Below are 13,033 nucleotides of genomic sequence, written 5' to 3' on the forward strand. Positions count from 1 at the left end.
CACAACCTCAAAGCTGGGCCACGATCGCGCGGTAATCCGCCGACAGCGTGGCCTGAAGAATCTCTTTCGGATAGTCGTCGGTCACAACGGCCTCGCCCATCTGGCGCAACAGCACCAGACGCAAGCGGCCGTCGATCACTTTCTTGTCGACCGCCATGTGCTCCATGAAATGCGCCGGGGTCATTTCCTGTGGTGGCACCACCGGCAAACCTGCGTCCTGCAACAGGCGGATTCCGCGATCGCGCTCGGCCTGGTCGATCCAGCCAAGGCGCATGGACATTTCCAGGGCCATCACCGTGCCCGCCGACACGGCTTCGCCGTGCAGCCACACGCCGTAGCCCATGTGGGTCTCGATGGCATGCCCGAAGGTATGCCCCAGGTTCAGGGTGGCCCGTACCCCGGACTCGCGCTCGTCGGCACCGACCACTGCGGCCTTGGCCGCGCAGGAGCGGCGGATGGCTTCGGTCAATGCAGCCGAATCGAGGGTGCGCAAGGCCTGCATGTTGTCTTCAAGCCAGCCGAGAAACGGCTTGTCGCAAATCAGGCCGTACTTGATCACTTCGGCCAGGCCAGCAGACAGTTCGCGCGCCGGCAGGGTCTTCAGGCTGGTGGTATCGATCAGCACCGCATTGGGCTGATAGAAGGCACCGACCATGTTCTTGCCCAGCGGGTGGTTGATACCGGTCTTGCCGCCCACCGACGAGTCGACCTGGGAAAGCAGGGTAGTCGGCACCTGGATGAAGTCGACACCGCGCTGGTAGCAGGCGGCAGCGAAGCCGGCCATGTCACCGATCACGCCGCCGCCCAGGGCAACCACAGTAGTGCGACGATCATGGCGGGCTGTCAGCAGGCCGTCGAAGATCAGCTGCAGCGTTTCCCAGTTCTTGTGGGCTTCGCCATCGGGCAATACCACCGGCAGCACCGAGTAGGCACCCAGGGTCTTGCTCAGGCGTTCGAGATACAGGGGCGCGACGGTCTCGTTGGAAACGATGGCGACCTGCCGGCCGGCAATGTGCGGCGCCAGCAGCTCGGGCTGGTCCAGCAGGCCTTCGCCAATGTAGATCGGGTAGCTGCGCTCGCCCAGGTCGACCTTAAGTGTCTGCATGTATCCCCACAATGTACTTGGGCGCGGCGCCATTCGGGCAACCCACGCGCTATCGTTGAACCTCGCCTCGGCGCTGGTGGCCGAGAATAGTCCCGGGTTAACGGGGCGGCAACTGCTGCAAGCGTTCGAGAATATCGATCACCACCATGCGCGGCGGCCGCTCGTCGGTTTCCACCACCACGTCGGCGATCTCGCGGTAGAGCGGGTCGCGGGCTTCCAGCAGGGCGCGCAGGGTCGCCTCGGGGTTGGCGGTGCGCAGCAGCGGGCGATTGCGATCACGCGCGGTACGGCCAACCTGCTGTTCCACCGAGGCATGCAGGTAGATCACCCGGCCGCCCCGGCGCAATGCCTGGCGGTTGGCTTCGCGCATTACCGCGCCACCGCCGGTGGCCAGGACCACGCCGTCAAGTGCGCACAGTTCGGCGATCATCGCCTGCTCGCGCTCACGGAAACCTGGCTCGCCTTCCTTGTCGAAAATCCACGGGATGTTGGCGCCGCATCGCAGTTCGATTTCCTTGTCGGAATCCTTGAACAGCAGGCGCAGCTCTTTGGCCAATAGGCGTCCGATGGTGCTTTTACCAGCGCCCATGGGCCCCACAAGTATCAAATTTCGCACAGAATCAACGACTCACAGCAATCGCCTGGTCACTCATGATACGCGGAGTCAGGAAGACCAGCAGCTCGGATTTTTTCTCTTGTAATGCATCGCGTCGAAACAGCCGCCCAACATACGGCAGATCGCCTAAAAATGGCACCTTGTCGACCACATTGTTTTGCGAAGTCGAGTACACGCCACCGATCACGATCGTTTCGCCGTCCGCCACGCGAACCTTGGCATTGACCTCGTTCTTGCGGATCGGCGGTACGTTGTTCAAGGCATTGACGTAATCCGGCTCGTCCTTGGTCACCCGGACCGCCATGATCACCTTGTTGTCCGGGGTAATCTGCGGGGTCACCTCCAGCGACAGCGAGGCTTCGCGAAAGGCGACCGAGGTGGCGCCGCTCTGGCTGGTTTCCTGGTAGGGCACTTCGGTGCCTTTGAGGATTTTGGCCGTTTCCTTGTCGGCCGTGACCACCTTGGGCTGCGAGATGATTTCGCCGTTACCGCTTTTTTCCATGGCGCTGAGTTCCAGGTCGAGCAGCACGCCGCCGCGCAGCAGGCCCAGGCCGACACTGCTGCCCGCCCGCTCCACGCCGAGGTCGATGAACAGCTCCTTGCCCGGCCGCAGGTTTTCACCGTACAGCGGCCCGCCCCAGCGCACCCCCAGGCTTTTCTCGTAGTCGACATTGGCCTCGACGATACGTGCCTCGATCGCCACCTGGCGCACCGGCACATCCAGCTGCGCGACCAGTTGTCGCAACTCGGCCAGGCGTTCGGCGGGCTGGTGCGCCACCAAGGTATTGGTGCGCTCATCGACACCCAGGCTGCCACGAACGGCGAGTGTGCTGTCATCCGCCAGACTGGTCATCAACAGCTCGACCAGTTCGGCGGCGTTGGCATGCTGGATCGGTATCAATTCACGGCGTAACGGCTGCAATGGTGCATCCGGCAACAGGCCGACATGAGCATCAAACGGCTGCGGGGCAAAAGCTGCCGCAGGCGCCACCAGCAGCACATTGCCCTCTTGCTGCCGGGCAAGGCCCTTGCTGCGAAGCACCAGGTCAAGCGCCTGGTCCCAGGGCACGTCCTGCAACCTCAAGGTCACGCTGCCCTGCACGTCATCGCTGGCAACCAGGTTGACGCCCGCATAATCGGCCAGCACCTGCAGCACCGAACGCACCTCCACATCCTGGAAGTTCAACGACAGGGGTTCACCCTGGTAAGGCGTCGCCGACACCAGCGGGATCGGCAGCAGGGCTGCCAACATCCATTTCATCACTCTCTTCATTCTGGTTCGAGGCCTCCTTGCCCACGCGGTTTGCAAGGGTGATGAACGCTGTGCGCTCGTGCCACACCCCTGCCATGAATAGCCGTTCGTGCACTTCGACCTGGCCTTGATCAATCCGCGCCACCACACCGTGGTTACGCCCCAAGCGCTCACCTGCCCGCACGCGATAGAGCCTGCCAGCCGCCATCAACAGAGCCTCATGCGCCGCACCTCGCGACAGGCTGCCGACCATTTCCAGTTGCGCCAGCGGCACGCTGGCCAGCCCGGAGCCAGCCGTTCGCGTCGCCCCTGGCGCGAAGGGGTCGACCGCAGGCACTGGCGTCGCGGCCATGGCCGGCATATGCGCAAGCACGTCAGGTGCCGGTACGGGCGCGGTGGCCTGGAAGGCATCGACCCGCAGTTGCAGACGCAATAGGCCGGGCTGACCCTCGACTGCGGCCAGGCTCATGTCACCGCTGCGCAGCAGGCGTGCCTGGCCCAGCCAGTCGCCCAGCCACTGACGCAAGTCCACGTAACGCCCCACCACTTGTATTTCCAGCGGTACTTTCCAATAGCCTGCCTGTTGCTCGGCTTCTTGTACGTCGAACCGCTCGACCAGCAACCCGTGCACATGCCCCGAAGCCGCCAGGCGCTCAAGCAGATCGCTCATGCCCTCCCCTGCGGCCAGGTGCCAGTGGGCCTCCAGCAACCGCCGCTCGGCAAAAACCAGAGACGCCTGCAATCGCTCCAGCTCGACCAGCTGCGCCGCACTGGCTGCCTGCTGCTCGTTCAATGTGGCGTGCCTGGCCGCCTCCTGCGCCTGCTGCTGTAAACCTGCCGGCAGGCGAAACGCACAACCCAGGCCGAACACCAGCACAGCGACCAGCACTGGCGCGATACGCCTGATGCTTCTGGAACGCTCGGCTACCGCCAGCCAGGCAAGGATCGGTGCTGCATTCACGACCAGAACGCCGAAACGCGCGCAACGAGCAGAAATTCATCGCCACCCGGCATGCTCCTGACGCGCTTGAGCGCCAGATCGAGCAGAACACCCGACCGATCCAGATCGCGCATGAACTGCGCAACCACGGCGCCGGACGTAGCCAGCCCGGTCATCTGCAGATGGCCGTTTTCCAAGCTGAGGTCGAGTAGCTGGACCCCAACCGGTAGCGCCCTTTCGAGGTCAGCGAATACATCGCCCAGAACACCCTGCTGGGCACGCAAGCCCTCTAGCGCTGCCGAGCGTGAGATGAGCGCGTCATGCTGTGCACGCACATCGGCCAGCGGCTGCAGTTGCTCGACCAGCACCTCAAGGGCGGCATGGTGTTGGGCATTGGCCACCGCCTGTTGCTGCCCGCGCTGACGGGCCAACTGGTCGACCAGCGTCACGGCGCACAGCGCCAGCAGTGCGCCGGCCATCAGCTGGGTGCGAAAGCGCCGAAGCGCCGCCTCGCGCTGCCGCTCACGCCAGGGCATCAGGTTAAGCCGCATCATGGGCGCAACCCTCCAAGCGCCAGGGCGCACGCCAGGAGCATCGTGCCGTCAACGTGTTCCAGCCCCTTCAGGCCAGGTAAAGGCCTGCACGGCGTAGTCAGCTGGTGGCCAAGGTTTTGCAACCAGGTTGGGTCCACCGATGAGCTGCTGGTAATCCACAGGCCACCAGGCAAATGCTCATCGGCAAGCAGCGCGTGCAGTTGCTCCGACAACTGCCCCATGTTGTTCAGCCCCTGCACCTGAAGCTCACGACGCTGGTAAGGCCGGCCGGGCTGCCAGTCATAAAGCACTGCGCTGTGCGCTTCGACCCGCAGCAGTGCCGAACCTTCGAGGCAGCCCTGAGGCAACATGCGGCACAAGGCAATGTTGTCGACCTCGATAGCCTCCAGTTGCAACCCGGCCTCTTCGACGATGGCATCAAGAGACGCCAACGCACTTTGCCGACACGCGGCCACCATCACCTCGGCGCACCCCGGTTGCGTGCGGGATGCCCCCAAGACTTGAAAGTCCAGGGCCAGGTCCTCCAACGGAAACGGAAACAGCCGCTCGGCATCGGCCAGCAACTGCGTCTCCAGTTCTGCCCCGGCCTGCTCCATCGGCAAATGGCACCGCTTGCAGATCACCTGGCTGGCCGGTAACGCCAACGCTACCCGACGCTGCCTGAGGCCGCTGCGCTGGTAGGCACGGCGCAGGGCTGCCACCACGGTAGCAGGCTCCGCGACCCAATCCTTGCCTGCCAGTAATTCGAACGGCTCTTGTGCCGATGCAAGCACCCGGCAGCGCCGATTGCGCCGCTGAAGTTGCACAACACGAACAGCGTCAGGGGCAATTTCCACCCCCACGAGTGAACTGGCATCCTTGCCAAAGCGTCCTAACATGCGGCTTCCTTGCTGCCTGCTGCAGCGGTCGGTCGCAACCCCGCGTCAACACTAGGCCCGGCCTGCCCATCGAGGCGACGGGCAGCCTGGCCGGTAACCCGGAGAGGCGAAAAAATGCTTATAATGCCCAGCGCTTTCTGGTCCGCCGGGCCTGCGTGCAACCCACTCTCAACCTGGACACCGAAAAGCCTTGATACGTCTGCTGAAGTTCTTCTGGTGGTCTTCCGTCGCAGTCATTTGCGCGCTCGTACTCGGTGTGAGCGGTGCGTTTCTGTATCTTAGCCCCAGCCTGCCCTCGGTCGAGTCCCTCAGAAGCATCCAGTTGCAGATCCCCCTCAGGGTGTACAGCAGCGACGGCAAACTGATTGCCGAATTCGGCGAAATGCGCCGCTCGCCGATCCGTTTCGCGGAAATTCCGCCACAGTTCATTCAGGCGCTTCTGTCAGCCGAGGACGACAATTTCCTCAATCACTACGGTGTCGACCCCAGCAGCCTGATGCGTGCAGCGACCCAGCTGGTGAAAACCGGGCACATCCAGACCGGCGGCAGCACCATCACCATGCAGGTGGCGAAGAACTTCTTCCTCACCAGCGAACGCAGCTTCTCGCGCAAGACCAACGAGATCCTGCTGGCCCTGCAGATCGAGCGTGAACTGACCAAGGACGAGATCCTTGAGCTGTACGTGAACAAGATCTACCTGGGCAACCGCGCCTACGGCATCGATGCCGCCGCGCAGGTGTACTACGGCAAATCGATCCGCGACGTGAGCCTGGCGCAGATGGCGATGATCGCCGGCCTGCCCAAGGCACCGTCACGCTTCAACCCGCTGGCCAACCCGGTGCGTGCCAAGGAGCGCCGCGACTGGATCCTCGGCCGCATGTACAAGCTGGGCAAGATCGACCAGGCCAGCTACCAGACCGCCCTGGCCGAGCCGCTCAATGCCAGCTACCACGTGCCGACGCCTGAGGTGAATGCGCCTTACATCGCCGAAATGGCCCGCGCCGAAATGGTCGGCCGCTACGGCAGCGACGCCTACACCGAAGGCTTCCGCGTCACCACCACGGTGCCCAGCGACATGCAGGACATGGCCAACAAGGCCATCCTCAAAGGCCTGTCTGATTACGACGAACGCCACGGCTACCGTGGCCCCGAAGCACGCTTCCCGGGCCGCACACAGGCAGCCTGGCTGCAGGAGCTGGGCAAGCAGCGCATCCTTGGCGGCCTGGAGCCGGCCATCGTCACCCATGTCGACAAAACCGGCCTCCAGGTACTGACCCGGGACGGCCAGCAAGCCGAAGTTGCCTGGGACACCATGAAATGGGCGCGCCCGTTCATCAACAGTAACGCCCAGGGCCGCTCACCACAGTCGCCGGCAGACGTGGCGCAGGTCGGTGACCTGGTGCGCCTGCAGCGCCTGGAAGATGGCAAGCTCAAGTTCAGCCAGGTGCCTGGTGCGCAAAGCGCCCTGGTCACCCTCGACCCTTACAACGGTGCCATCCGCGCGCTGGTTGGCGGCTTCTCGTTCGAGCAGAGCAACTACAACCGCGCCATGCAGGCCAAGCGCCAGCCGGGTTCGAGCTTCAAACCGTTCATCTACAGTGCTGCGCTGGACAGCGGCTACACCGCATCCACCCTGGTCAACGATGCGCCGATCGTGTTCGTCGACGAATCCGTGGACAAAGTGTGGCGTCCGAAGAACGACACCAACACCTTCCTCGGCCCGATCCGCCTGCGCGAAGCGCTGTACAAGTCGCGCAACCTGGTGTCGATCCGCTTGCTGCAGGCCATGGGTGTAGACCGCACCATCGACTACATCGCCAAGTTCGGCTTCAACAAGCAGGACCTGCCGCGCAACCTGTCGCTGGCCCTGGGCACCGCCACCCTGACCCCTATGGAAATCGCCACAGGCTGGAGCACCTTTGCCAACGGCGGCTACAAGGTCACCCCGTACCTGATCGACCGCATCGAAAGCCGCAACGGCGAAACCCTGTTCACCGCCAACCCGCCCCGCGTACCGCAAGGTGCCGAGGACCAGGCTGGCCTGGCGGCACCCGAACAGCCGATCAGCACTGCTGCCATGCCAGGTGAGGCGCCATCCGCCTTCAGCCAGGTGGCCGCTGCACCGCAAACGCCGGCTGTGGCTGAGCAGATCGTCGACGGGCGCACCACCTACATCCTCACCAGCATGCTGCAGGACGTGATCAAGCGCGGTACCGGCCGCCGGGCGCTGGCCTTGGGCCGCACCGACCTGGCGGGCAAGACCGGTACTACCAACGAGTCCAAGGACGCCTGGTTCTCCGGCTACAACGCCGATTACGTGACCACCGTATGGGTCGGTTTCGACCAGCCGGAAACCCTCGGCCGCCGCGAGTACGGCGGCACGGCGGCGCTGCCGATCTGGATGAGCTTCATGGGCGCGGCGCTCAAGGACAAGCCGGCGCACGCGCCAGCAGAGCCGGAAGGCATCCTCAGCCTGCGCGTCGACCCGATCAGCGGCCGCGCTGCCTCCCCGAGCACGCCGAATGCCTTCTTCGAGCTGTTCAAGGCCGAAGATTCGCCACCCTCGGTGGATGAACTGGGCAATGGCACAGCACCGGGCAGCCCGCTGCCGGCCGATGAAGCAGCGCCGATGGATCTGTTTTAAGGCAGGGCGCCTGACTCAGGTTTTGCGTGGGCGCTCGATCTCATAGGCGCCACAAGTACCCTGACGAACACCTGGCAGCCCTGACGCATTCCAACGCCCCAACAAAAAGCCCCGGCTCATGCGAGCCGGGGCTTTTTTGTGTCGCTACAGCGGCAATCAGCCGTTGAATACTTCATCCACGCTGGTCAGCGGGTAGTGCTTCGGATACGGCAGGGTAGCCACGCCGGATTCGATGGCGGCCTTGGCCACTGCGTCGGAAACGACGGTGATCAGGCGTGCGTCCAGCGGCTTCGGAATGATGTACTCACGACCGAACTCCAGGCCTTCGACACCGTAGGCTTCGCACACTTCTTTCGGCACTGGCAGCTTGGCCAGGTCCTTCAGGGCGATGGCGGCGGCGATCTTCATTTCTTCGTTGATACGCTTGGCACGAACGTCCAGGGCACCACGGAAGATGAACGGGAAGCCCAGTACGTTGTTGACCTGGTTCGGGTAGTCGGAACGACCGGTGGCCATGATCACGTCGTTGCGAGTGGCGTGCGCCAGCTCAGGCGAGATTTCCGGATCCGGGTTCGAGCAGGCGAACACGATCGGGTTGGCAGCCATCGACTTCAGGCCTTCAGGGCTCAGCAGGTTCGGGCCGGACAGGCCTACGAACACGTCAGCACCGTCGAGCGCGTCGGCCAGGGTGCGCTTGTCGGTAGCGTGGGCGAACTGGGCCTTGTACTGGTTCAGGTCGTCACGGCCAGCGTGGATGACACCGCTGCGGTCGATCATGTAGATGTTTTCGACCTTGCCACCCATGCTCACCAGCAGCTTCATGCAGGAGATGGCAGCAGCCCCGGCACCCAGGCAGACGATCTTGGCGTCTTCGAGCTTCTTGCCGGCGATTTCCAGGGCGTTGATCATGCCGGCCGCGGTAACGATGGCGGTACCGTGCTGGTCATCGTGGAACACCGGGATGTCGCACTGTTCGATCAGGGTGCGCTCGATTTCGAAGCACTCAGGTGCCTTGATGTCTTCGAGGTTGATGCCACCGAAGGTGATCGAGATACGGCGAACGGTGTCGATGAACGCTTGCGGGCTTTCCGATTCGACTTCGATGTCGAACACGTCAATACCAGCGAAACGCTTGAACAGAACGCCCTTGCCTTCCATGACCGGCTTGGAAGCCAGTGGGCCGAGGTCACCCAGACCGAGGATGGCGGTGCCATCGGAAATCACCGCAACCAGGTTGCCTTTGCCGGTGTATTTGTAAGCCAGCTCTGGATCACGGCCGATTTCACGCACGGGCTCAGCAACACCTGGGCTGTAGGCCAGGGCGAGGTCACGGGCGGTGGCAGTGGGCTTGGAGAGTTCGACGCTCAGTTTCCCCGGACGAGGTTGAGCGTGGTATTCGAGAGCGGCGGTTTTCAGGTCTGACATGGTGGGCATTCCGCTATTTACTGTTCTGACGGACCGCCGAGGATACGCAAAGAGCCGGGGAGTCACAAGACTGGTCGGTCACTTGTGTCAAGGCCTTTAGCCTACGACTTTACGCTATAACCCACGGGGGCATACGGCTAACAGTGTGTACAATCCAATAGCGAAATGTCTACATCTTTTAGCCTGAAAAACGCTCCAACATGCTCGGATCGGTCAATGGCAACACCCAGCGTCGCTGCCCAGGCTTCAGGCCGCCCTTGCGGGAACGGTCCAGCACCCAGCCTCGCGCTTCGACCTGGCGTCCCTTGAGGTTATCGAAGAAGCTGGCGGGGAAGTTGCGTTGCAGACGAGCGGGAACCTGCAGCACCACAGTGTCGTCCAGGGTGAGCCAGACCCCACCACGGTTGCGCTCGATACCCTTGATGCGGCCACCGACCACAACGAAACCCGACTGCCTGACATTGCCTGCAGGCACCACGGGCGAGCGTCGCCACACACCGATACCGCCCTTGCGCGCCGCTTGCTCGGCAACCTGCAGGCAGCCGCTGAGGCTTACATTGGGGGCAACTGCAACGCGGTAGCCCAAACCCTCGCTGAGCAACCGTGCTTCCATATTGTCGCCATTCAGGCCATAGATATGCGCCAGTGTGCGGCCATATTTGTCTTTTCCCTCAACGCCCGGCACCAGGCCGACGCGGCCGTCACTGGCATTGACCAACGCTTGAAGACGTCGCCTGGCGGCCTCGGCATAGGGCTCGCTGGTGCGCCCTTTGCGGCCGACTTCCGGGGTATTGATGCCGATCAGGCGCACGCTGCGGCCATCGACCAGGCGCAAGGTATCGCCATCCACCACCTGGCGTACCTGCACTTGCTGTGGCTGCTCCGGCAGCGGGCAGAACGCCAGGGCCGGGAAATGCCAGATGACGCCCATAAAAAAAGCGCCCACAAGGGGCGCTTTTTTTTGCAGCAATGCGAAACCCGAGGGGTTCGCCATGCGCATGATTACTTCTTGGCACCGAACATGCCGAAGCGATCGGCGAACTTCTGTACGCGACCACCGGTGTCCAGGACTTTCTGCTTACCGGTGTAGAACGGGTGGCACAGGTTGCAAACGTCGATCGACAGGGTGTTGCCCAGGGTCGAACGGCTTTCGAACTTGTTGCCGCAGCTGCAGGTGACTGCAACTACTTCATAGTTCGGGTGGATACCTTCTTTCATGGTCGCTTCCTCGAGCTGCGTGCCGCCATCCAACACCAATTGTTGAATACCGCACGTAATTAGGCGGCAAATAATACCAGAGCGCTGCGCTAGTGCAAGTTGTCGCTTGCACCGACCGTCGTCTGCTAGGCTCGCCAGTCTTTGATACGCCCTCCGAGACCTTCCGCGTGCCCGACGTCATCCTGCGCCTTGCCCTGCCCTCCCCGCTGCGTCGCCTGTTCGACTACAAGGCACCCGCGAGCATGGCGCGCCAGGCCTTGACCCCAGGCATGCGCATTCGCGTGCCATTCGGCCGCCGCGAGATGATAGGCGTGCTGGTGGAGGTGTGCGCACAGAGCGAGGTGCCCGCCGACAAGCTCAAGCCGGCCAGCGCCCTGCTCGATCCGGTATCGCCGATCCCGCCATCGCTATTCAAACTGTGCCTGTGGACCGCCCAGTACTACCAGCACAGCCTGGGCGATACCCTGAGCTGGGCCCTGCCGACGCTATTGCGCCAGGGCGAACCTGCCGAGATGCGCCAGGAGCGCTTCTGGCATATTGCCCCCGGCGCCCGCCTGGAAGACCCCCGGATCGCCCGCGCGCCGCGCCAGCGCGACGCCCTCAAGACCCTGGCCCAGCACCCGCACGGCGTGGCCCACAGCCTGCTGGCCAAGCTCAACCTGAACAAGGACAGCCTCGACCTGCTGCTGGCCAAGGAGCTGGTGCAGATTGAACTCCGCCGGCACTTGCCGGCGCTACGCCACGAACACTGGCTGGCGCAGCCGGAATTGCCGCTCAACGATGAGCAGCGCGACGCCTTTGACGCCGTGCGCGAAGGCTTTGGGGGCTTTGGCGCGTTCCTGCTGGCCGGCGTCACCGGCAGCGGCAAGACCGAGGTCTACCTGCAGCTGATTCGTGAAACCCTGGAAGCCGGGAAGCAGGCGCTGGTGCTGATCCCGGAGATCAACCTCGGCCCACAGACCCTGGCGCGCTTCGAGCAACGCTTCAACGCCCGCATCGCGCTGCTGCATTCGGCGGTGAACGACCGCGAGCGCCTGGACGCCTGGCTGGCTGCCCGGGACGGCGAGGCCGACATCATCATCGGCACCCGCTCGGCATTGTTCACGCCGATGAAAAACCCCGGCCTGATCATCATCGACGAGGAGCACGACGGCTCCTATAAACAGCAGGAGGGGCTGCGCTATCACGCCCGCGACCTGGCACTGGTGCGCGCCCACCAGGAGAACATCCCGATCCTGCTAGGTTCTGCCACGCCGTCGCTGGAAACCCTGCACAACGCCCTGACCGGTCGCTACCGCCTGCTGCGCATGAACCAGCGCGCCGGTGGCGCCCGCCCGCCGCGCATGCTGCGCCTGGATGTAAAGAGCCTGCCACTGGACAGCGGTATCAGCGGCCCGCTGCAGCAAGCCATCCGCCAGACCCTGGAGGCAGGCCAGCAAGTGCTGGTGTTCCTCAACCGCCGCGGCTTCGCCCCGACCTTGCTGTGCCACGATTGTGGCTGGCTGTCCGAGTGCCCGCGCTGTGATGCACGCATGACCGTGCACCAGCGTTCTGGCGTGCTGCGCTGCCACCACTGTGGCTACGACGAACGCCTGCCGCACCAGTGCCCGCAGTGCAACCACGTGGACCTGCGCCCGGTCGGCGCGGGCACCGAGCGCGCCGAAGAACGCCTGAAGGTGCTGTTTCCGGACTACCCGATCCTGCGGGTGGACCGCGACAGCACGGCGCGCAAGGACGCCATGCACAACCTGTTCACTACCATACAGCGCGGCCAGCCGAGCATCCTGGTCGGTACGCAGATGCTTGCCAAGGGCCACCACTTCCCCCGGGTGACTCTGGTGGCCATCCTCGACGCCGATGGTGGGCTGTTCTCGGGTGATTTTCGCGCCAGTGAGCGCATGGCGCAGCTGATCGTGCAGGTGGCCGGGCGCGCCGGGCGGGCCGAAGAGCCAGGCAAGGTCATCATCCAGACCCACCTGGCCGACCACCCGCTGTTGGTGCAGCTTACCGAGCAGGGCTACTTCGCCTTTGCCGAACAGGCCCTGGACGAACGCCGCGCCGCCGGGCTGCCGCCCTACTCCCACCTGGCCCTGCTGCGTGCCGAAGCGCACAAGCCGGGGCAGGCCGAAGGTTTCCTCGACGAAGCCTGCGCCGCCGCCGAACGCCTGGTGGCCGAGCAGCGCCTGCCGGGCATCGAACTGCTGGGCCCGGTGCCGGCGCCCATGGAACGCCGCGCCGGGCGCTTCCGCGCGCAACTGTTGATACAGGCCAATACCCGGGCGCCATTGCATCGACTGATCAGCGCCTGGTTGCTAGTGTTGGAGCAGATGCCGAGCGGGCGCCAGGTACGCTGGTCGCTGGACGTCGACCCGGTCGACCTGTACTGACCTCTGGCGCTGCT

Annotated in this window: 11 protein-coding genes; 2 read left to right on the forward strand and 9 right to left on the reverse strand. The window is 63.9% G+C overall.

Annotated elements, in window-relative coordinates; genetic code table 11:
* Positions 1-7 precede the first annotated feature (7 nt).
* From aroB to pilM, 6 genes are all read right to left on the reverse strand, one after another.
* Positions 8-1,105 carry a 3-dehydroquinate synthase gene (aroB, locus tag MRBLPB4O_RS26040; protein WP_234226551.1) on the reverse strand — a complete coding sequence of 366 codons (1,098 nt, stop codon included), beginning with the start codon at positions 1,103-1,105 and terminating at the stop codon, positions 8-10.
* A gap of 97 nt (positions 1,106-1,202) precedes the next feature.
* On the reverse strand, positions 1,203-1,721 hold the full coding sequence (gene aroK / locus MRBLPB4O_RS26045) for a shikimate kinase AroK (RefSeq protein WP_024717571.1): 519 nt from the start codon (positions 1,719-1,721) through the stop codon (positions 1,203-1,205).
* 4 nt (positions 1,722-1,725) lie between these two features.
* On the reverse strand, positions 1,726-2,994 hold the full coding sequence (locus tag MRBLPB4O_RS26050; RefSeq protein WP_341797003.1) for a secretin N-terminal domain-containing protein: 1,269 nt from the start codon (positions 2,992-2,994) through the stop codon (positions 1,726-1,728).
* Complete coding sequence (locus tag MRBLPB4O_RS26055; RefSeq protein WP_341798934.1) at positions 2,918-3,919, reverse strand: pilus assembly protein PilP; 1,002 nt, start codon at positions 3,917-3,919, stop codon at positions 2,918-2,920. The genes MRBLPB4O_RS26050 and MRBLPB4O_RS26055 overlap by 77 nt, the downstream gene beginning before the upstream one ends.
* Before the next feature lie 11 nt (positions 3,920-3,930).
* Positions 3,931-4,467, reverse strand: coding sequence for a PilN domain-containing protein (locus MRBLPB4O_RS26060; RefSeq protein WP_341797004.1), 537 nt, complete (start codon positions 4,465-4,467; stop codon positions 3,931-3,933).
* The gene (pilM, locus tag MRBLPB4O_RS26065; RefSeq protein WP_341797005.1) at positions 4,464-5,345 is read right to left on the reverse strand and encodes a pilus assembly protein PilM; all 882 of its coding nucleotides are present in this window, start codon (positions 5,343-5,345) and stop codon (positions 4,464-4,466) included. The genes MRBLPB4O_RS26060 and pilM overlap by 4 nt, the downstream gene beginning before the upstream one ends.
* Positions 5,346-5,535: 190 nt before the next feature.
* Here pilM and MRBLPB4O_RS26070 point away from each other — a divergent pair, with 190 nt between their 5' ends.
* On the forward strand, positions 5,536-7,989 hold the full coding sequence (locus MRBLPB4O_RS26070; protein ID WP_341797006.1) for a penicillin-binding protein 1A: 2,454 nt from the start codon (positions 5,536-5,538) through the stop codon (positions 7,987-7,989).
* A gap of 156 nt (positions 7,990-8,145) precedes the next feature.
* Here the strand turns inward: MRBLPB4O_RS26070 and MRBLPB4O_RS26075 are convergent, their stop codons facing one another.
* The 3 genes from MRBLPB4O_RS26075 to rpmE form a co-directional block, all read right to left on the reverse strand.
* Positions 8,146-9,414 (reverse strand): malic enzyme-like NAD(P)-binding protein, encoded by a 1,269-nt coding sequence (locus MRBLPB4O_RS26075; RefSeq protein WP_016502048.1) that lies wholly within the window; start codon positions 9,412-9,414, stop codon positions 8,146-8,148.
* Between the two features lie 178 nt (positions 9,415-9,592).
* Positions 9,593-10,414: a thermonuclease family protein gene (locus MRBLPB4O_RS26080; RefSeq protein WP_341797007.1), complete on the reverse strand. Its 822-nt coding sequence runs from the start codon at positions 10,412-10,414 to the stop codon at positions 9,593-9,595.
* A 2-nt stretch (positions 10,415-10,416) separates the two neighbouring features.
* Positions 10,417-10,632 carry a 50S ribosomal protein L31 gene (gene rpmE, locus MRBLPB4O_RS26085; protein WP_016489630.1) on the reverse strand — a complete coding sequence of 72 codons (216 nt, stop codon included), beginning with the start codon at positions 10,630-10,632 and terminating at the stop codon, positions 10,417-10,419.
* Between the two features lie 167 nt (positions 10,633-10,799).
* Between rpmE and MRBLPB4O_RS26090 the strand changes: the two genes are divergently transcribed.
* The gene (locus MRBLPB4O_RS26090; protein WP_341797008.1) at positions 10,800-13,019 is read left to right on the forward strand and encodes a primosomal protein N'; all 2,220 of its coding nucleotides are present in this window, start codon (positions 10,800-10,802) and stop codon (positions 13,017-13,019) included.
* Positions 13,020-13,033: the final 14 nt, after the last annotated feature.

The sequence above is a fragment of the Pseudomonas sp. LPB4.O genome (genome assembly GCF_038383825.1).
In the GTDB taxonomy this organism is placed as follows: domain Bacteria; phylum Pseudomonadota; class Gammaproteobacteria; order Pseudomonadales; family Pseudomonadaceae; genus Aquipseudomonas; species Aquipseudomonas putida.